At 57.2% G+C, this 19595-nt stretch carries 17 protein-coding genes; 12 read left to right on the top strand and 5 right to left on the bottom strand.

Annotation, left to right across the window (positions count from 1 at the left end; genetic code table 11):
* Positions 1-23: 23 nt before the first annotated feature.
* Positions 24-827: an inositol-1-monophosphatase gene (suhB, locus tag M8370_RS11385; RefSeq protein ID WP_013098296.1), complete on the bottom strand. Its 804-nt coding sequence runs from the start codon at positions 825-827 to the stop codon at positions 24-26.
* 131 nt (positions 828-958) lie between these two features.
* Between suhB and trmJ the strand changes: the two genes are divergently transcribed.
* The 11 genes from trmJ (at position 959) to sseB (ending at position 9720) form a co-directional block, all read left to right on the top strand.
* Positions 959-1684, top strand: coding sequence for a tRNA (cytosine(32)/uridine(32)-2'-O)-methyltransferase TrmJ (gene trmJ / locus M8370_RS11380; protein WP_013098295.1), 726 nt, complete (start codon positions 959-961; stop codon positions 1682-1684).
* 236 nt (positions 1685-1920) lie between these two features.
* Positions 1921-2412 carry a Fe-S cluster assembly transcriptional regulator IscR gene (gene iscR, locus M8370_RS11375; RefSeq protein WP_013098294.1) on the top strand — a complete coding sequence of 164 codons (492 nt, stop codon included), beginning with the start codon at positions 1921-1923 and terminating at the stop codon, positions 2410-2412.
* A gap of 117 nt (positions 2413-2529) precedes the next feature.
* Complete coding sequence (gene iscS, locus M8370_RS11370) at positions 2530-3744, top strand: cysteine desulfurase (RefSeq protein ID WP_003860663.1); 1215 nt, start codon at positions 2530-2532, stop codon at positions 3742-3744.
* Positions 3745-3768: 24 nt separating this feature from the next.
* On the top strand, positions 3769-4155 hold the full coding sequence (iscU, locus tag M8370_RS11365) for a Fe-S cluster assembly scaffold IscU (RefSeq protein WP_003860661.1): 387 nt from the start codon (positions 3769-3771) through the stop codon (positions 4153-4155).
* Positions 4156-4168: 13 nt separating this feature from the next.
* Positions 4169-4492: an iron-sulfur cluster assembly protein IscA gene (gene iscA, locus M8370_RS11360; RefSeq protein WP_003860659.1), complete on the top strand. Its 324-nt coding sequence runs from the start codon at positions 4169-4171 to the stop codon at positions 4490-4492.
* 80 nt (positions 4493-4572) lie between these two features.
* Entirely contained in the window at positions 4573-5088 is a 516-nt protein-coding gene (gene hscB / locus M8370_RS11355; RefSeq protein WP_020690034.1) for a co-chaperone HscB, read from the top strand.
* Positions 5089-5102: 14 nt separating this feature from the next.
* On the top strand, positions 5103-6953 hold the full coding sequence (gene hscA, locus M8370_RS11350; protein WP_095439782.1) for a Fe-S protein assembly chaperone HscA: 1851 nt from the start codon (positions 5103-5105) through the stop codon (positions 6951-6953).
* Position 6954: 1 nt separating this feature from the next.
* Positions 6955-7290: an ISC system 2Fe-2S type ferredoxin gene (fdx, locus tag M8370_RS11345; RefSeq protein WP_003860652.1), complete on the top strand. Its 336-nt coding sequence runs from the start codon at positions 6955-6957 to the stop codon at positions 7288-7290.
* A 1-nt stretch (position 7291) separates the two neighbouring features.
* A complete protein-coding gene (gene iscX / locus M8370_RS11340) occupies positions 7292-7492 on the top strand; it encodes a Fe-S cluster assembly protein IscX (RefSeq protein WP_003860650.1) in 201 nt (66 codons plus the stop codon).
* A gap of 53 nt (positions 7493-7545) precedes the next feature.
* Positions 7546-8832 carry an aminopeptidase PepB gene (gene pepB, locus M8370_RS11335; RefSeq protein WP_013098291.1) on the top strand — a complete coding sequence of 429 codons (1287 nt, stop codon included), beginning with the start codon at positions 7546-7548 and terminating at the stop codon, positions 8830-8832.
* Positions 8833-8943: 111 nt separating this feature from the next.
* Positions 8944-9720, top strand: coding sequence for an enhanced serine sensitivity protein SseB (gene sseB / locus M8370_RS11330; RefSeq protein WP_250021053.1), 777 nt, complete (start codon positions 8944-8946; stop codon positions 9718-9720).
* A gap of 17 nt (positions 9721-9737) precedes the next feature.
* Here the strand turns inward: sseB and M8370_RS11325 are convergent, their stop codons facing one another.
* The 4 genes from M8370_RS11325 to M8370_RS11310 form a co-directional block, all read right to left on the bottom strand.
* Complete coding sequence (locus M8370_RS11325) at positions 9738-10508, bottom strand: MurR/RpiR family transcriptional regulator (protein WP_013098289.1); 771 nt, start codon at positions 10506-10508, stop codon at positions 9738-9740.
* Positions 10508-11353, bottom strand: coding sequence for a 3-mercaptopyruvate sulfurtransferase (sseA, locus tag M8370_RS11320; RefSeq protein WP_038985685.1), 846 nt, complete (start codon positions 11351-11353; stop codon positions 10508-10510). The genes M8370_RS11325 and sseA overlap by 1 nt, the downstream gene beginning before the upstream one ends.
* A gap of 90 nt (positions 11354-11443) precedes the next feature.
* Positions 11444-12811: a 6-phospho-alpha-glucosidase gene (locus tag M8370_RS11315; RefSeq protein WP_023620126.1), complete on the bottom strand. Its 1368-nt coding sequence runs from the start codon at positions 12809-12811 to the stop codon at positions 11444-11446.
* 12 nt (positions 12812-12823) lie between these two features.
* Positions 12824-14368: a PTS transporter subunit EIIC gene (locus M8370_RS11310; RefSeq protein WP_058662096.1), complete on the bottom strand. Its 1545-nt coding sequence runs from the start codon at positions 14366-14368 to the stop codon at positions 12824-12826.
* Between the two features lie 274 nt (positions 14369-14642).
* Here M8370_RS11310 and M8370_RS11305 point away from each other — a divergent pair, with 274 nt between their 5' ends.
* Positions 14643-19595, top strand: a complete 4953-nt coding sequence (locus M8370_RS11305) for an alpha-2-macroglobulin family protein (protein ID WP_250021052.1) — start codon at positions 14643-14645, stop codon at positions 19593-19595.

Below are 19595 nucleotides of genomic sequence, written 5' to 3'. Positions count from 1 at the left end.
ACCGGGAGAGGGAATTACCGGGATTAACGCTTCAGCGCATCGCTCAGTTCATCACGCATGTTTGCCAGCATGGCTTTAACAACGCGTGGGTTACCTGCAACGATGTTGCCGGTAGACATATAGTTATGGCCGCCGGTGAAATCGCATACCAGTGCGCCTGCTTCACGCGCGATCAGCTCGCCCGCAGCAAAGTCCCACGGCTTCAGCGCCAGTTCGAAGTAACCGTCAACGCGGCCGGTCGCCACGTAGGCCAGATCCAGCGCGGCAGAGCCGGTGCGACGGAAGTCCGCGCATTCGGTGAACAGTTTGCCGAGGATATTCATGTAGGTGGTTGCGTGCTGTTTCGCCTTGAACGGGAAACCGGTCGCCAGAATGGTGCCGTCCAGATCGCGTGCATTGCTGCAGCGCAGACGGTAACCGTTCAGCTGCGCGCCCTGACCGCGGGTAGCGGTGAACAGTTCGTTACGCATTGGATCATAAACAACGGCAACTTCAGTACGGCCTTTAATGCGTACTGCAATAGACACAGAGAAGTGTGGCAGGCGTTTAACGAAGTTGGTGGTGCCATCCAGTGGATCGATAACCCATTGAACATCCTGATCGGTACCTTCATGTTCACCGCTTTCTTCGGTGATGATGGTGTGCTGTGGGTAAGATTTGCGGATCGTTTCGATAATAATCGCTTCTGCGGCTTTATCGACGTTAGTCACGAAATCATTGCTGCCTTTCTGGCTGGTTTCTACGGAGTCTGGCGTTTCGTAGTGTTTGGCAATTACATTACCCGCCTTGCGCGCTGCGCGCACGGCGATGGTCAGCATCGGATGCATCGGTCTCTCTCACTGGATGTTAAAGAACAGGAAAATCGGCGCAGAGTATAGCAGCGGGATCGGAATATGTCTCTCGTTTATGATAATATGCCCGAATATTCTTTAGACACTGAATTCAGACATCCAAAACTATGCTGCAAAACATTCGAATCGTGCTGGTCGAAACATCGCATACCGGCAATATGGGCTCCGTTGCCCGCGCTATGAAAACCATGGGCTTAACGAATCTGTGGCTGGTTAATCCGCTGGTGAAACCGGACTCTCAGGCCATCGCACTGGCCGCCGGTGCCAGCGACGTGATTGGCAACGCGCAAATTGTTGATACCCTGGACGAAGCGCTGGCGGGTTGCAGTCTGGTCGTCGGTACCAGCGCGCGTTCCCGTACGCTGCCGTGGCCAATGCTGGACCCGCGCGAATGCGGCCTGAAAAGTGTCTCAGAAGCGGAACAGGCGCCTGTGGCGCTGGTGTTTGGGCGTGAGCGCGTCGGCCTGACCAATGACGAACTGCAGAAGTGCCATTACCACGTCGCGATTGCGGCGAACCCGGAATACAGCTCGCTGAACCTGGCGATGGCGGTACAGGTCATTGCCTACGAAGTGCGGATGGCCTGGCTGGCGACCCAGGAGAAAGTGGCAGAACCGAAAGAAGAGACCGCCTATCCGCTGGTGGACGATCTGGAGCGCTTCTATGGTCACCTGGAGCAGACGCTGCTCTCTACCGGTTTTATCCGCGAAGGCCATCCGGGGCAGGTGATGAATAAGCTGCGTCGCCTGTTCACCCGTGCGCGCCCGGAAAGCCAGGAGCTGAACATCCTGCGTGGGATTCTGGCGTCGATTGAGCAGAAGAATAAAGAGTAGTGTCGTCTGTTCGCCGGGTGGCGCTGCGCTTACCCGGCCTACAAAACCCGTAGGCCCGTGCAAGCGCAGCGCCGCCGGGCAAAAGAATACGGCACGGAAGGTTAAATACCTGACTAAAACAGTCAAGTAAATAGTTGACCAATTTAGTCAGGAATGTCAGACTTGGCCCTGCTATGCAATACCCCATTTTACTATAAAAAACCCCGGGCAGGGGCGAGTTTGAGGTTAAGTAAGACATGAGACTGACATCTAAAGGGCGTTATGCCGTAACCGCGATGCTGGACGTTGCGCTCAACTCCGAAGCGGGCCCGGTTCCGTTGGCTGATATTTCTGAACGACAAGGGATCTCTCTCTCTTATCTGGAACAGCTGTTCTCCAGACTGCGTAAAAATGGACTGGTTTCCAGCGTTCGTGGCCCAGGCGGCGGTTATCTGCTGGGTAAAGACGCGGGCAGTATTGCGGTTGGCGAAGTCATTAGTGCGGTTGACGAATCCGTTGACGCGACCCGTTGCCAGGGGAAAGGTGGCTGCCAGGGCGGCGATAAGTGCCTGACCCACGCGCTGTGGCGCGATCTGAGCGATCGCCTGACCGGCTTCCTGAACAACATCACCCTTGGTGAACTGGTGAATAACCAGGAAGTTCTGGATGTATCGGGCCGTCAGCACAGCCAGGAATCTCAACGCAGCACCCGCGCGCAGGACGCTATCGACGTTAAATTACGCGCGTAATAAAAAGATAAGTATTTCAGAATCAGGCCGGGGCGAAGCTGCCCCGTGTACTCGGTCGTACATCCAGCCGGTTGCCTGATTCCTTGCATTGAAGCGATGTACGGAGTTTATAGAGCAATGAAATTACCGATTTATCTCGACTACTCCGCAACCACGCCGGTGGACCCGCGTGTTGCCGAGAAAATGATGCAGTGTCTGACCCTGGACGGAAACTTTGGTAACCCAGCTTCCCGTTCACACCGTTTTGGCTGGCATGCTGAAGAGGCGGTGGATATCGCCCGTAATCAGATTGCTGACCTGGTGGGTGCCGACCCGCGTGAGATTGTGTTCACCTCCGGTGCGACCGAATCCGACAACCTGGCGATCAAAGGTGCAGCCAACTTTTATCAGAAAAAAGGCAAGCACATCATCACCAGCAAAACCGAACATAAAGCTGTGCTGGACACCTGCCGTCAGCTCGAGCGTGAAGGCTTTGAAGTCACTTACCTGGCGCCACAGAGCAACGGTATTATTGACCTGAAAGAGCTCGAAGCGGCGATGCGTGATGACACCATCCTGGTTTCCATCATGCATGTAAACAACGAAATCGGCGTGGTGCAGGATATCGCGACCATCGGCGAAATGTGCCGTGCGCGCGGCATCATCTATCACGTTGATGCGACTCAGAGCGTGGGCAAACTGCCTATCGACCTGAGCCAGCTGAAAGTCGACCTGATGTCCTTCTCCGGCCACAAAATCTATGGCCCGAAAGGTATCGGCGCGCTGTACGTTCGTCGTAAGCCACGTATCCGCATTGAAGCGCAGATGCACGGTGGCGGACACGAGCGCGGCATGCGTTCCGGTACGCTGCCTGTTCACCAGATTGTGGGCATGGGCGAAGCTTACCGCATTGCGAAAGAAGAGATGGAAACCGAGATGGCGCGCCTGCGCACGCTCCGTAACCGTCTGTGGGACGGCGTGAAAGATATGGAAGAAGTGTATCTGAACGGCGATCTCGAGCAGGGCGCACCCAACATCCTCAACGTGAGCTTCAACTATGTTGAAGGCGAATCGCTGATCATGGCGCTGAAAGACCTGGCGGTCTCTTCCGGTTCTGCCTGTACGTCTGCAAGCCTGGAGCCATCCTACGTGCTGCGCGCGTTGGGTATGACTGACGAGCTGGCACACAGCTCTATCCGTTTCTCTTTAGGTCGTTTCACTACCGAAGAAGAGATTGACTACACCATCAAGCTGGTTCGCAACTCCATCGGCCGTCTGCGTGACCTTTCTCCACTGTGGGAAATGTTCAAGCAGGGCGTGGATCTGAACAGCATTGAATGGTCACATCACTAATCGGTACATAAGGAGAATTCAATCATGGCATACAGCGAAAAAGTAATCGATCATTACGAGAACCCGCGCAACGTTGGCTCTTTTGACAACAGCGACGAGAGCGTAGGTAGCGGTATGGTTGGCGCGCCAGCTTGTGGCGACGTGATGAAGTTGCAGATTAAAGTCAACAATGAAGGTATCATTGAAGACGCGCGCTTCAAGACCTACGGCTGCGGTTCTGCTATCGCGTCCAGCTCCCTGGTTACCGAGTGGGTGAAGGGCAAGTCTCTGGACGAAGCACAGGCAATCAAGAACACGGATATTGCTGAAGAACTCGAACTGCCACCGGTGAAAATTCACTGTTCTATCCTGGCAGAAGACGCGATCAAAGCCGCCATTGCGGATTACAAAAGCAAACGTGAAGCAAAATAATTGAGGTTTGAGTATGTCGATTACCCTTAGCGACAGCGCTGCCGCGCGAGTAAGCTCTTTTCTGGCGAACCGTGGTAAAGGCTTTGGCCTGCGACTGGGCGTACGTACCTCCGGCTGTTCTGGTATGGCTTACGTACTGGAGTTTGTTGACGAACCAGCGTCCGATGACACTGTGTTTGAAGACAAGGGCGTGAAGGTGGTGGTCGATGGCAAAAGCCTGCAATTCCTCAACGGCACTCAGCTGGACTTTGTAAAAGAAGGCCTGAACGAAGGGTTCAAATTCACGAACCCGAACGTCAAAGACGAGTGTGGTTGCGGCGAAAGCTTCCACGTTTAATCGCGCGTCATCCGAAACCCCACCGTGGCTTTATTTGCTACGCGTGGGGTTTGTTCTAACAGGCTACCCCTGAGATTGTTATGGATTACTTCACTCTCTTCGGTTTACCCGCTCAATACCCGATTGATCTCCAGGCGCTGACGATCCGTTTTCAGGACCTGCAGCGTCAGTATCATCCGGACAAATTCGCCAGCGGTACTCAGGCTGAACAACTGGCTGCGGTGTCGCAATCCGCGACCATCAACCAGGCCTGGCAGACGCTGCGCCATCCGCTGGCGCGTGCAGAATATCTGCTTTCGCTCCACGGCTTTGATCTGGCGAGCGAACAACACACCGTACGCGACACGGCGTTTCTGATGGAACAGCTTACGCTTCGCGAAGAGCTGGATGAGATTGAACAGGCCAAAGACGAAGCGCGTCTGGAAGGGTTCATCACGCGCGTGAAGGGCATGTTTGATACCCGCCATCAGCAGATGGTGGCGCAACTGAACAACGAGACCTGGGACGTGGCGGCAGACACTGTGCGCAAACTCCGTTTTCTCGATAAACTGCGAAGCAGTGCTGAACAACTCGAAGAAAAGCTGCTCGATTTTTAATTTCGGAAGCAATTATGGCCTTATTACAAATTAGTGAGCCTGGCTTAAGTGCCGCACCGCACCAGCGTCGTCTGGCGGTGGGTATTGATCTTGGCACCACCAATTCCCTCGTGGCAACCGTGCGTAGCGGCCAGGCGGAGACGCTGGCTGACGAGCAGGGCCGCCATCTGCTGCCTTCCGTGGTCCACTACCAGCAGCAGGGCCACGCGGTGGGCTTTGATGCCCGCGCTGACGCCGCGCGCGATCCGGCGAATACCATCAGCTCCGTTAAGCGGATGATGGGCCGCTCGCTGGCCGATATTCAGACCCGTTACCCGCATCTGCCGTATCAGCTGCAGGCCAGTGAAAACGGCCTGCCGATGATTGCGACTGCGGCCGGGCTGCTGAACCCAATTCGCGTATCCGCTGACATCCTTAAAGCGCTGGCGGAGCGTGCCACGGCAACGCTCGGCGGCGATTTAGACGGTGTGGTGATTACCGTTCCGGCCTACTTTGATGACGCACAGCGTCAGGGCACCAAAGACGCCGCGCGTCTGGCGGGCCTGCACGTGCTGCGCCTGCTGAACGAACCGACAGCGGCAGCGATTGCCTACGGCCTCGACTCCGGTCAGGAAGGGGTGATTGCGGTTTACGATCTCGGCGGCGGTACCTTTGATATCTCGATCCTGCGCTTAAGCCGTGGGGTGTTTGAAGTGCTGGCGACCGGCGGGGACTCCGCGCTGGGCGGCGATGACTTTGACCATCTGCTGGCGGATTACATTCGCGAGCAGGCGGGCATCAGCGATCGCAGCGATGCCCGCGTACAGCGTGAACTGCTGGATGCGGCCATCGAGGCCAAAATTGCGCTAAGCGATGCTGGGTCAGTCAGTGTGAACGTGGCGGGCTGGCAGGGTGAGATCGCCCGTGAACAGTTTAACGATCTGATCGCCCCCCTGGTGAAACGCACGCTGTTAGCCTGCCGTCGTGCGCTGAAAGATGCCGGCGTTGAGGCGGATGAGGTGCTGGAAGTGGTCATGGTGGGTGGCTCCACCCGCGTACCGCTGGTGCGTGAGCGTGTAGGCGAATTCTTTGGCCGCACGCCGCTGACCTCCATTGACCCGGACAAAGTGGTTGCCGTGGGCGCGGCGATTCAGGCGGATATTCTGGTCGGCAACAAGCCGGACAGTGAAATGCTGCTGCTGGACGTTATCCCGCTGTCGCTGGGTTTAGAGACCATGGGCGGACTGGTGGAGAAAGTCATTCCGCGCAACACCACCATTCCGGTGGCACGTGCGCAGGAGTTCACTACCTTTAAAGACGGTCAGACGGCCATGTCCATTCACGTGATGCAGGGCGAACGCGAACTGGTGCAGGACTGCCGCTCGCTGGCGCGCTTTGCGCTGCGGGGCATTCCGGCGCTGCCTGCGGGCGGGGCGCATATTCGCGTCACCTTCCAGGTGGATGCAGACGGCCTGCTGAGCGTCACGGCGATGGAAAAATCGACTGGTGTCGAATCGTCCATTCAGGTGAAGCCGTCCTACGGCCTGACCGATGGCGAAATCGCCTCCATGATTCAGGACTCAATGAGCTACGCCGAGCAGGATGTGAAGGCGCGTATGCTGGCCGAACAAAAAGTGGAAGCCGCACGCGTGCTGGAAAGCCTGAACGGCGCGCTCGCTGCCGATGCCGCGCTGTTAAGCGCCGCTGAGCGTCAGGTGATTGACGAGGCTGCTACGCACTTAAGCGTGGTCGCCCAGGGCAATGACGCTGACGCAATAGAAGAAGCCATTAAAAACGTTGATAAACAAACCCAGGACTTTGCTGCTCGCCGCATGGACAAATCTGTCCGCGTCGCGCTGAAAGGCCAGTCCGTGGACGAGGTTTAATATGCCAAAGATTGTTATTTTGCCTCATGCGGACCTCTGTCCGGATGGCGCTGTTCTGGAAGCGAAGACCGGTGAAACCATTCTCGATGTTGCCCTGCGTGCAGGTATCGAAGTGGAACACGCCTGTGAAAAATCCTGTGCCTGCACAACATGCCACTGCATCGTGCGTGAAGGTTTCGACTCGCTTGCCGAGAGCACCGAAGACGAAGATGACATGCTGGATAAAGCATGGGGTCTGGAGCCCGACAGCCGCTTAAGCTGCCAGGCAGCGGTGACCGACGAAGATCTGGTCGTGGAGTTCCCACGCTACACCATCAACCACGCACGCGAGCATTAATATGGGACTGAAGTGGACAGACAGCCGTGAAATCGGCGAAGCGCTCTACGACGCTAACCCGGATCTCGATCCAAAAACCGTACGTTTCACCGATATGCATCAGTGGATCTGCGATTTAGAGGATTTTGACGACGATCCCAACGCATCCAATGAAAAAATTCTGGAGGCGATTCTGTTAGTCTGGTTAGATGAAGCAGAGTAAATCACGTAACGGGCTGCCTTCAGGCGGCCCGTTTGCTAATAAGGATAAATAAAATGACCGAAGCGATGAAGATTACGCTCTCTACGCAACCCGCCGATGCGCGTTGGGGCGAAAAAGCCACTTACAGTATCAACAACGACGGTATTACCCTGCACCTGACGGGCAACGACGATCTGGGCCTGATCCAGCGCGCCGCGCGTAAAATTGATGGGCTCGGCATTAAGCATGTCTCTCTGGCAGGCGAGGGCTGGGACACCGACCGCAGCTGGGCGTTCTGGGCCGGTTATAAAGGGCCAAAAGGCACCCGCAAAATTGAGTGGGCCAACCTTGACGAAGCCGGTCAAAAAGAGCTGGAAAGCCGCCTGACCATTATCGACTGGGTACGTGACACCATTAACGCACCGGCAGAAGAGCTGGGGCCGGAACAGCTGGCACAGCGCGCCGTTGATCTGCTGTGCGGCGTGGCCGGCGACAACATGTCTTATCGCATCACCAAAGGTGAAGACCTGCGCGAGCAGAACTACATGGGCATTCACACCGTGGGTCGTGGCTCTGAGCGTCCACCGGTGCTGCTGGCGCTGGACTACAACCCAACCGGCGATAAAGACGCGCCAGTGTTTGCCTGCCTGGTCGGGAAAGGTATCACCTTCGACACCGGTGGCTACAGCCTGAAGCAGAGCGCGTTCATGGACTCCATGAAATCCGACATGGGCGGGGCGGCAACCATTACCGGTGCGCTGGCGTTTGCGATTACCCGTGGCCTGAAAAAACGCGTGAAGCTGTACCTGTGCTGCGCGGACAACATGGTAAGCGGTAACGCCTTCAAGCTGGGCGACATCATTCGCTACCGCAACGGCAAAAATGTTGAAGTGATGAACACCGATGCAGAAGGCCGTCTGGTGCTGGCCGATGGCCTGATCGACGCTTCTGCCCAGAAGCCAGAGTTGATTATCGATATGGCCACCCTGACCGGCGCGGCAAAAACGGCTCTGGGTAACGACTACCATGCGCTGTTCAGCTTTGATGACAAGCTGGCGGCCCGCCTGCTGGCAAGCGCTGCGGCAGAAAACGAACCGTTCTGGCGTCTGCCGCTGGCGGAGTTCCACCGCAGCCAGCTGCCGTCTAATTTTGCCGAACTGAATAACACCGCGAGCGCGGCATACCCGGCGGGTGCAAGCACCGCAGCTGGCTTCCTGTCCCACTTCGTTGAGAACTATCACGAAGGCTGGCTGCATATCGACTGCTCCGCAACCTACCGTAAAGCGGCGGTTGAGCAGTGGTCTGCGGGCGCGACCGGCCTGGGCGTGCGTACCGTGGCGAACCTGCTGACGGCTGAGTAATGCTTTTTGCCCTCACCCTAACCCTCTCCCACGGGGAGAGGGGATGGTTTGCTCCCTCTCCCTTGAGGGAGAGGGCCGGGGTGAGGGGAAAATTCGACATCTGGAATTGTTATGTCCGAAACCAAAAATGAATTAGAAACCCTTCTGGAACAGGCGGCGACCGAGCCCGCCCACCGTCCGGCATTTTTCCGCACGCTGCTGGAATCCACCGTCTGGGTGCCAGGAACCGCGGCGGAAGGTGAGCAGGTTGTTGAAGATAGCGCGCTGGATCTGCTGCACTGGGAGAAAGACGACGGCACCTCGGTGATCCCGTTCTTTACCTCGCTGGAAGCGCTGCAGACCGCCGTTGAAGATGAACAGGCGTTCGTGGTGATGCCGGTACGCACGCTGTTCGAAATGACGCTGGGCCAGACGCTGTTCCTTAATGCGAAACTGCCGACCGGGAAAGAATTCACGCCGCGTGAAATCAGCCATCTGATTGGTGAAGAGGGTAACCCGCTCAGCACCCAGGAAGTGCTGGAAAGGGGCGAAACGCTGCTGCTCTCTGAAGTGGCCGAACCGCCAGCGCAGATGATCGATTCCCTGACCACGTTGTTCAAAACCCTGAAGCCGGTAAGACGCGCGTTCCTCTGTTCAATTAAAGAGCAAGCGGATGAACAGCCGGTACTGTTGATTGGTATTGAAGCTGACGGCGATATCGATGAAATCATCCAGGCGGCGGGCAGCGTGGCCACTGATACGTTGCCGGGCGATGAGCCAATTGATATCTGCCAGGTGAAGAACGGTGAGAAGGGCATCAGTCACTTTATTACCGAGCACATCACACCGTTCTATGAGCGTCGCTGGGGCGGTTTCCTGCGCGATCTCAAAACCAACCGCATCATCTGATTACAGCGGGGTGACTGTCACCCCGTTGCTTCCAGCAGCAGTAAATCCATCAGCAGTACCAGATTCGACTCAAACGACGTCACCCCTGCGGCTTCCGCGGCGTAATGCACTGCCTCGTCATAGAGAGCGAAGTGCACGTCCGCCATGCCCGCCAGCGTATTGGCCGAGGCGCGGGTAAACGCGACAATCGTCATCCCGACGTTTTTGGCGATCCGCGCTTTATCCAGCACCTGCTCTGTTTCGCCGCTGCGCGAGACGGCAATAAATACCTGATACCGGGCGGCGTTGCTGAGAAAGATGTTCCGGCTGTCACCCGGCCCGGAGATAAACGCCGTTTTCCCCAGCACCTGCAGTTTTTTGGTCAGGTATTCGGCAAACAGATAGGAAAACCCGGCACCGTAGAGAAAGAAGCTCTCTTTGTGACGCAGCAGGTCGGCAAACTGCAGGCGCTTCTCATCGGTCACCCACTGGAATGTCTGCTGATAGTTGGCAATAAACTGGCTGAACAGCGCAGGCAACTGCGGAAGGGCGTTTCCTTGCGTCGTAATATGCGGCGTGTCGGTGAGGAGCTGTTTGCAGTGCCAGATAAACTCGCTAAACCCGCTGAACCCCAGCTTCTGACACAGCCGCATAATCGTCGCGGTAGAGACAAATGTCGCCTGCGCCAGTTCCCGCACCGTGATGTTACCCACCAGCAGCGGATGCTCCGTAAGATGTGCGAGTACGCGATATTCCGCGCGGGTCAGCGATTCCCCGCGCGTTAACAGCGTGGCCAGGCGGTTATCCATTATTTCGCGGGTTCAACCGGCAGATCGTCCCGCGCACCCCACTCACTCCAGGCACCGTCGTACAGCGTGACGTCGTTTACGCCGAGCGTGGCGAGCGCCAGTATCACCACGCAGGCCGTTACGCCGGAACCGCAGCTGGCAATAATCGGACGGTGTAAATCCACGCCCTGACGATCAAAAATCGCGCGTAGCTCATCGGTGGTTTTCAGTTCGCCCTCAAACACCAGATCGCCCCACGGCACGTTCAATGCTCCCGGAATGTGTCCGCGTTTCAGGCCAGGGCGAGGTTCGTCCGCTTCAGCGTTAAAACGTGCGGCAGGACGCGCATCGACGATTTGAGCAGTGTTTTCATGGCTGACGACCAGCACGTCGGTCAGGCGTTTCACCACATTTGCGTCAAACGTCGCGTCAAAATCCCCCTCCGGCAGCGTCACGTCCCCCTGCTGCAGCGGCAGTTCGTCGCGCTTCCAGCCAGCCAGACCCCCCGCCAGAATCGAGACTTTCTCGACGCCGAAGTTTTTCAGCATCCACCACGCGCGCGGGGCAGAGAAGAGGTTACCTTCATCATAAACAACGAGGTGTTTGTCTTTGCTGATGCCCAGCTCGCGCATCGCCACGGAGAAGGCTTCCGGGCGTGGCAGCATGTGCGGCAGAGGGGAGGTGTGATCGGAGAGGGCTTCGATATCAAAAAATACCGCGCCCGGCAGGTGCCCTGCGCGGTATTCACCGGGAACGTCACGATGCTCCTGGCCCGGAGGAGCCATACGCGCGTCAATAATCTGCACTTCAGGATCGTCGCCGTGCTCAATCAGCCAGTCGGCGGCGACAAAATATGAGGTGGACATGGGTTGCCTCCATTCTTTTCCGTAAAAAAGGATTGTCGGTGTTTTTTCTGACACCGACAAGCAAACCACGTTCAACTCGCGAGCAAGCCCCTATTTTTTCACCGCTTCGCCGTTCTGCCAGGCTTTTTGCAGCGCAGGCCAGTACTCGCGGTTAGCCTCGATCATCTCATCCAGAATCGCTTTCGCGTGCTCCATGGTCGGTACGGTGCGGTTCAGGGTAAATGCCTGCAGCGCTTTCTCATAGCTCCCTTCAATGGTTGCTTCCACCAGCAACTGTTCAGAGGCGAGCTGCTGTTGCAGCAGCGTCTGATGGAACAGCGGCACCTGGCCCACGCGGACAGGCTCTGGCCCCTCGGAGGTGATATAAGCGGGAACCTCGACGACCGCATCGTACGGCAGATTAGTAATTGCCCCGCGGTTTTCCACCATCACCAGATGACGGCTCCGCAGGTTGAAGGCCAGCGAGCAGGCGACATCGACGATAAACTCGCCGTGAACGCCAACGTGGAAGGCGTCCGGCAGGATCCCGGTACGCTTATATTCTTCGGCTGCGGCAAACAGCTTTTTCTCACGCCCGTTCATCACTTCGTTAGCGCGGGTGTAGTCCGGGTTCTGATGCTCAACAATCTGGTTCGGCATCAGGTAGTACTGCAGATACGGGTTCGGCAGATACTCCGGGAAGTTATCCATGATCGGCTTGATGTTGCGCCAGGTTTTTACCCACGACGGATCGGAGTGCTGTGGGTCGGTTTTGGCGGCATCTTCCGTCAGCAGACCAAACTTCGCGATATGTTTACGCAGCTCCGGCAGCTTGTCCTCGCCGTCCACCAACACACGGGTAAACCAGCCGAAGTGATTCAGCCCAAAGTAGTCCACCTCCAGCTTGCGGCGATCGACCCCCAGAATGGCTCCCATGTTACGCATTGCGGCAACCGGCATATCGCAAATATTCAGCACGCGGGCGTTCGGCCGCAGGCGACGCACCCCCTCTGCGACGATTGCCGCCGGGTTGGAGTAGTTTACGATCCATGCTTTTTCATGCGCGTAGCGATCCACCAGATCGATAAGCTCGACCATTGGCAGGATCGTACGCAGCCCGTAAGCCAGCCCGCCGGGGCCGCAGGTCTCCTGACCAACCACGCCGTGGCGCAGCGGGATCTTCTCATCCTGCTCGCGCATTTTATACTGGCCAACGCGCATCTGGGCGAAGACGAAGTGTGCGCCGCTGAAGGCCACTTCCGGGTCATTGGTGACGGTAAATTTGATGCTCTGGCTGTGGTCGCGGATCACTTTTTCCACCACCGGGGCAATCGTGTTCTGACGCGCCTCGTCGATGTCGTAAAGGCGGATTTCGGCCAGCGGGAAGTCCTGCAGACGCACCATCAGGCTTTTCACAATACCTGGCGTGTAGGTGCTACCGCCGCCAGCAATCGACAGAATGAATGGGGGTGTAAACATCTTTAGCTCCTTTCAGAGAAACGTCTCAACGGCTTCTCGCATTTTTTTGACATGCAGCCCGTAGACCACCTGAACGTTGTTACCTTGTTTGATAATCCCTTTTGCGCCGGTCGCTTTCAGGCGCGGCTCATCAATGATGGCGACATCCTTCACCGTCACACGTAAGCGGGTGTAGCAGTTATCCACCACTTCAATATTTTCCCGGCCGCCCAGACCGACGACGATGGATTCACCCAGCCCGTCGTTATTGCCCTTCGCCTGGTACTCCTGTTTGCTGTAAAGGCGCGTCTCCTGGTCCTCATCTTCACGGCCTGGCGTTTTCATGTTGAAACGCAGGATCAGGAAGCGGAACACCACGAAGTAGAGGACAAACATGATCAGCCCGACCACGATGTACATCGGCCAGTTGGACTTTTCCGTACCGAGCGGCAGGTTGTAGAGAATAAAATCGATAATCCCGTTAGCGCCGATGGCGTGAACACCCAGCAGGGAGAACAGCATCATCCCGATACCCGTCAGCACCGCGTGCACCACGAACAGCAGCGGGGCGACAAACAGGAAGGAGAACTCGATGGGCTCGGTGACGCCGACCAGCAGCGAAGTGAGCGCCGCCGGGATCAGAATCGCTTTTGCTGCCGCTTTACGCTCCGGCTTTGCGGTCATGTACATCGCCAGCGCCGCCGCCGGCAGGCCAAACATCTTGCTGATGCCGCGCGCATCCCATACCACCGTGCTGCTGAGCTGTTTCACCTCCGGGCAGGCCATTTCCGCGAAGTAAATGTTGCGCGCGCCCTGATAAACCGTACCGCACACCTCTTGCGTGCCGCCCAGTTCGGTATACAGGAACGGGGTATAGACCAGATGATGCAGGCCGGTGGGCACCAGAATGCGCTCAAGGAAGCCGTAGATCGCCACGCCGAACGGACCAGAACCTTTGATGGCAAGCGCCATTGCGCTAATGCCGTGCTGGGCAAACGGCCACAGCTCGCTCATTACTACGCCGAGCAGCATGGAAACGGGCAGCATCACAATGGCGACAAAACAGTGACCAGAGTAAATCGCCATCGCGCCGTTAAACTGTACGCCGGAGTATTTGTTGTACAGGTATCCGGAAAGCGCGCCGGTCAGGATCCCGGCGAACACACCCATCTCCAGCACCTGAACGCCCAGCACCATGGTCTGCCCGGCGGCTTTCATCTGCGCTGCGGGCGCCAGTTCGCCCTGAAGCTGTAGCGTGACGTTCATGGCGTTGATAAACACCACAAACGTTACCAGCCCAATCAGCGCCGCGTAGCCTTTGTCCCGTGTTGCCAGACCAATCGGGATGCCGACGGCAAACACCAGGGCCAGGTTAACCAGCACCGACACGGCAGATTTGGCGATCAGCTGGCCGATATTCTGGATCAGCGGATGGCCGAGAAACGGCAGATACTCGGCCAGGTTGCCATTGCCCAGCACATTGCCAAAGGCGATAAACAGACCGACGATCGGTAAAATAAGTACCGGTCCGTACAATGATTTTCCGAAATTTTGTAGGGCGTTCACGGCTCGTTTCATGGCTTTCTCTCTTATTGAACCGCGCACTCGGGGTGCGTCTTGAGCTTAAAACTAGCAGGCTCCCGGCGAGCTTATCCAGCTATCTTCTTGTTTTAAAAACAAATGACGTGAAAGGTAACATGTGACGTTTGACGTTGTGATCGGCGTAACATCACCACGTTGACGATGCGAGCCTCCTTCCAGATCCTAAAAATGGACTTTTTGTATTAACGAAACTTGCGGATAATACTTATCCGGAAGACGACCAACAGGCTCCATGGGCCAGGGACAAAGGATGAAACCGTTTCGCTTAGCCGCGCTCTCTCTTGCGCTGCTCACCACGTTTACGCTTGTCGGCTGTGATAACAGCGACGATAAACCTCAGGCTGCGGCTCCCGCGGCATCTACAGCAACCACACCAAAAGCGGCCGAAAAGCCAGACGCTGACAAGCTGGCAAAACTGGCTGCACAAAGTCAGGGCAAAGCGCTCACTCTGCTTGATGCCTCTGAAGTGCAGCTGGACGGCGCCGCCACGCTGGTGCTGACATTCTCTGTTCCACTGAATCCGGATCAGGATTTCTCGAAAACCGTGCATGTCGTGGATAAGAAAAGCGGCAAGGTTGACGGGGCGTGGGAACTGGCGCCGAACCTGAAAGAGCTTCGTCTGCGCCATCTGGAGCCTAACCGCAATCTGGTCGTCACCGTGGAACGCGATCTGCAGGCGTTAAACAAAGCGACTTTTGGCATCGACTACGAAAAAGCCCTGACCACCCGGGATGTCGAGCCGACGGTCGGCTTCGCCAGCCGCGGGTCACTGCTGCCGGGTAAAGTGGTGGAAGGCTTGCCGGTCATGGCGCTCAACGTCAATAACGTGGACGTGAACTTCTATCGCGTGAAACCGGAGTCGCTGGCTTCATTCGTCAGCCAGTGGGAATACCGTAACTCGCTGACAAACTGGGAATCTGACAATCTGCTGAAGATGGCCGAGTTGGTTTATACCGGTCGTTTCGATCTTAACCCGGCACGCAACACGCGTGAAAAACTGCTGCTGCCGCTGAAAGATATCAAGCCGCTCCAGCAGTCGGGAGTCTATATCGCAGTGATGAATCAGGCAGGGCATTACAACTACAGCAATGCCGCCACGCTCTTCACCTTAAGCGATATTGGGCTGTCCGCTCACCGTTATCATAACCGTCTCGATATCTTCACCCAGAGCCTGGAAAACGGTGCGGCGCAATCCGGTGTAACCGTCACGCTGTTAAACGATAAAGGGCAGACCCTGGCTGAGGCGAACAGCGATGCCGACGGCCATGCAAAGCTCGAAACTGACAAAGAAGCCGCGCTGATCCTTGCCAGTAAAGATGGCCAGACTACGCTGCTTGACCTCAAGCTGCCGGCACTCGATCTGGCGGAGTTCGACATTGCCGGTGGCCCGGGTTACAGCAAGCAATTCTTTATGTTTGGCCCGCGTGACCTCTATCGCCCAGGCGAAACGGTGATCCTGAACGGCTTACTGCGCGACAGCGACGGTAAACCGCTGCCAGCGCAGCCGGTGAAGCTGGATGTGCTTCGCCCGGATGGGCAGGTAGCGCGTACCGTCGTCGTCCAGCCGGAGAACGGTCTCTATCGCTTTAACTATCCGCTGGACAGCGGGGCGCAAACCGGCATGTGGCATATCCGCGCCAATACGGGCGATAACCAGCAGCGTCTGTGGGACTTCCATGTCGAAGATTTTATGCCAGAGCGTATGGCGCTGAATCTGAGCGGACAAAAAATGCCGGTTTCACCGCAGGATAACGTCGACTTTAACGTGGTGGGATATTACCTGTACGGCGCACCGGCCAACGGTAATGCCCTGCAGGGGCAGCTCTTTTTGCGTCCACTGCGTGAAGCGGTTCCGGCGCTGCCTGGCTTCCAGTTTGGCGATATCGCCGAAGACAACCTGAGTCGCAGCCTGGATGAAGTGCAGCTTACGCTTGATGAACAGGGGCGTGGGCAGGTCTCTACAGAAAGCCAGTGGAAAGAGGTGCACTCTCCGCTTCAGCTGATCCTGCAGGCCAGCCTGCTGGAATCAGGCGGTCGTCCGGTGACGCGTCGTGCTGAACAGGCTATCTGGCCAGCAGCCGAATTACCGGGTATTCGTCCTCAGTTCGCCAGCAAGGCGGTGTATGATTACCGCACCGATACCACCGTTAACCAGCCTATTGTCGATGAAAACGGCAATGCCAGTTTCGACATTGTCTATGCCGATGCCAGTGGGGCGAAAAAGGCTGTTTCCGGGTTACAGGTGCGCCTGATCCGCGAACGCCGCGACTACTACTGGAACTGGTCAGAAAGCGATGGCTGGCAGTCCCAGTTTGATCAAAAAGATCTCATTGAAGGCGAGCAGGAGCTGACCCTCAAGGCCGATGAAACGGGTAAAGTGACGTTCCCTGTAGAGTGGGGCTCCTATCGTCTGGAAGTGAAAGCGCCTGATGACATGGTCAGCAGCGTACGTTTCTGGGCCGGGTACAGCTGGCAGGATAACAGTGACGGCACGGGAGCCGCGCGCCCCGACCGCGTGACCCTGAAACTGGATAAGCCTTCTTACCAGCCGGGTGACACCATCCAGCTGCATATCGCCGCACCTGCCGCGGGTAAAGGCTATGCGATGATCGAATCCAGCGAAGGGCCGCTGTGGTGGAAAGAGATCGACGTTCCGGCCAACGGACTGGATCTCTCTATTCCGGTAGACAAAGCCTGGAAACGCCACGACCTCTATCTCAGCACGCTGGTGGTTCGCCCTGGCGATAAATCCAAATCCGCCACGCCGAAGCGGGCGGTTGGCCTGCTGCATCTGCCGATGGGGGATGAAAATCGCCGTCTGAATATCGCGCTGGATAACCCGCAGAAAATGCGCCCTAACCAGACGCTTTCCGTGAAAGTAAAAGCCAGCGTTAAAGAGGGCCCGGTACCACAGAAAGTGAACGTGCTGGTCTCCGTGGTGGACAGCGGCGTGCTGAACATTACCGATTACGTCACGCCGGATCCGTGGCAGGCCTTCTTTGGTCAGAAGCGCTATGGCGCGGATATCTACGATATCTACGGCCAGGTGATTGAAGGCCAGGGACGTATGGCCGCGCTGCGTTTTGGTGGTGACGGCGATGAGCTTAAACGCGGCGGTAAGCCGCCGGTGAACCATGTCACCATTATCGCCCAGCAGGCACAGCCTGTGACGCTTGATGCGAATGGTGAAGGGTCCATCACCCTGCCAATTGGAGACTTCAACGGTGAGCTGCGTCTGATGGCGCAGGCCTGGACGGAAGAGGATTTCGGCAGCAGCGAAAGCAAAGTAATCGTGGCCGCGCCGGTCATTACCGAGCTTAATACGCCGCGCTTCCTGGCAAGCGGCGATACCTCACGGTTGACACTGGATCTCACTAACCTGACCGATCAGCCGCAAACGCTAAATGTGGCCTTAACCGCGACCGGCAAGCTGTCGCTGGAAGGGGCACAGCCGCAGCCTGTCAAACTGCCACCGGGTGCGCGCAGCACGCTGTTTATTCCGGTGCGTGCACTGGAAGGTTACGGTGACGGCGAAGTGACGGCGCAGGTAACAGGACTTCAGCTGCCTGGCGAGACCTTCGCTCCGCAGCAGAAGAGCTGGAAAATCGGCGTCCGTCCTGCGTTCCCGGCGCAGACGGTGAATACCGGGGCCATGCTGAACCCGGGTGAGTCCTGGACTGCGCCAGGGCAGCATATCAACGGCTTCTCTCCCGCTACATTGCAGGGACAACTGCTGCTTAGCGGCAAACCGCCGCTTAATCTGGCGCGCTATATCCGTGAGCTGCAGGCATATCCTTATGGCTGTCTTGAACAAACCACCAGTGGCCTGTTCCCGTCGCTCTATACCAACGCGTCACAGCTGAAGGCGCTTGGCATTAAAGGCGACACGGACGACAAACGTCGTGCTGCCATTGATATTGGCATCTCCCGCCTTCTGCAGATGCAGCGTGATGACGGTGGTTTTGCGCTCTGGGATAAAAACGGTCCGGAAGAGTACTGGCTGACTGCCTATGTCACGGACTTCCTGGTGCGTGCCGGTGAGCAGGGCTACAGCGTGCCGACGGATGCGGTCAATAATGCCAATAGCCGACTGCTCCGCTACCTGCAGGATCCGGGCATGATGTCCATCCGCTACAGCGACGATACCCAGGCCAGCAAATTTGCCGTGCAGGCCTATGCCGCACTGGTACTGGCGCGCCAGCAAAAAGCCCCGCTGGGTGCGTTGCGTGAAATCTGGGATCGTCACGGGCAGGCGGCTTCTGGTCTGCCGCTGATGCAGCTCGGTATGGCACTCAAACTGATGGGGGATGCCCCGCGCAGCCAGCAGGCGCTGGATCTGGCCCTCAAAACGCCGCGCAACGACAGCAGACACTGGATGGCGGATTACGGTAGCGCGCTTCGTGACAACGCGCTGATGCTCTCCCTTCTGGAGGAGTACAAGCTGCTGCCTGATGCGCAAAATAGGCTGCTGAATGCCCTGTCTGAACAGGCCTTCAGCCAGCGCTGGCTGTCTACGCAGGAGAGTAACGCGCTGTTCCTGGCCGGACGTTCGCTACAAACTCTGTCCGGAGCATGGCAGGCGGAAACCTCACTCTCGGGTAGCGCATTGAGCGGTGACAAGGCGCTGGTGCAGAACATGAATGGCGATCAGCTTGGTGCGCTGCAGGTGACCAACACCGGCACGGCACCGCTTTGGGTGCGTCTGGATAGCACCGGTTACCCGGACTCAGCTCCTCAGCCATCCTCGAATGTTCTGCAGATTGAACGCCATATTCTGGCAACCGACGGCAGTTCGAAATCGCTCTCTTCGCTGAAGAGCGGTGAGCTGGTGCTGGTATGGCTGGAAGTGAAGGCCAGCCAGGACGTGCCGGATGCGCTGGTGGTGGATCTCCTCCCGGCGGGTCTGGAGCTGGAGAACCAGAACCTGGCGAGCAGCAGCGCCAGCCTGCAGGACAGCGGCAGCGAAGTGCAGAACCTGCTTAGCCAGATGCAGCAGGCGGATATTCAGCATATGGAGTTCCGCGACGACCGCTTTGTGGCCGCAGTGCCGGTAAACGAAGGGCAGCCGGTTACGCTGGTTTATCTGGCGCGCGCCGTGACGCCGGGAACGTACCAGGTACCGGTGCCGCTGGTGGAGTCCATGTATGTTCCGCAGTGGCGGGCAACGGGTGCGGCCAGTGGCCCGCTGATTGTTGTACCGTAA

The organism is Enterobacter cloacae complex sp. OE43NF, assembly GCF_023544405.1.
In the GTDB taxonomy this organism is placed as follows: Bacteria; Pseudomonadota; Gammaproteobacteria; order Enterobacterales; family Enterobacteriaceae; genus Enterobacter; species Enterobacter cloacae.
This window is presented reverse-complemented; position numbering and strand designations above follow the sequence as displayed.

Coding starts and splice junctions, on each gene's coding strand:
- suhB (WP_013098296.1), bottom strand. CDS start 827: ATGCATCCGATGCTGACCATCGCCGTGCGCGCAGCGCGCAAGGCGGGT.
- trmJ (WP_013098295.1), top strand. CDS start 959: ATGCTGCAAAACATTCGAATCGTGCTGGTCGAAACATCGCATACCGGC.
- iscR (WP_013098294.1), top strand. CDS start 1,921: ATGAGACTGACATCTAAAGGGCGTTATGCCGTAACCGCGATGCTGGAC.
- iscS (WP_003860663.1), top strand. CDS start 2,530: ATGAAATTACCGATTTATCTCGACTACTCCGCAACCACGCCGGTGGAC.
- iscU (WP_003860661.1), top strand. CDS start 3,769: ATGGCATACAGCGAAAAAGTAATCGATCATTACGAGAACCCGCGCAAC.
- iscA (WP_003860659.1), top strand. CDS start 4,169: ATGTCGATTACCCTTAGCGACAGCGCTGCCGCGCGAGTAAGCTCTTTT.
- hscB (WP_020690034.1), top strand. CDS start 4,573: ATGGATTACTTCACTCTCTTCGGTTTACCCGCTCAATACCCGATTGAT.
- hscA (WP_095439782.1), top strand. CDS start 5,103: ATGGCCTTATTACAAATTAGTGAGCCTGGCTTAAGTGCCGCACCGCAC.
- fdx (WP_003860652.1), top strand. CDS start 6,955: ATGCCAAAGATTGTTATTTTGCCTCATGCGGACCTCTGTCCGGATGGC.
- iscX (WP_003860650.1), top strand. CDS start 7,292: ATGGGACTGAAGTGGACAGACAGCCGTGAAATCGGCGAAGCGCTCTAC.
- pepB (WP_013098291.1), top strand. CDS start 7,546: ATGACCGAAGCGATGAAGATTACGCTCTCTACGCAACCCGCCGATGCG.
- sseB (WP_250021053.1), top strand. CDS start 8,944: ATGTCCGAAACCAAAAATGAATTAGAAACCCTTCTGGAACAGGCGGCG.
- M8370_RS11325 (WP_013098289.1), bottom strand. CDS start 10,508: ATGGATAACCGCCTGGCCACGCTGTTAACGCGCGGGGAATCGCTGACC.
- sseA (WP_038985685.1), bottom strand. CDS start 11,353: ATGTCCACCTCATATTTTGTCGCCGCCGACTGGCTGATTGAGCACGGC.
- M8370_RS11315 (WP_023620126.1), bottom strand. CDS start 12,811: ATGTTTACACCCCCATTCATTCTGTCGATTGCTGGCGGCGGTAGCACC.
- M8370_RS11310 (WP_058662096.1), bottom strand. CDS start 14,368: ATGAAACGAGCCGTGAACGCCCTACAAAATTTCGGAAAATCATTGTAC.
- M8370_RS11305 (WP_250021052.1), top strand. CDS start 14,643: ATGAAACCGTTTCGCTTAGCCGCGCTCTCTCTTGCGCTGCTCACCACG.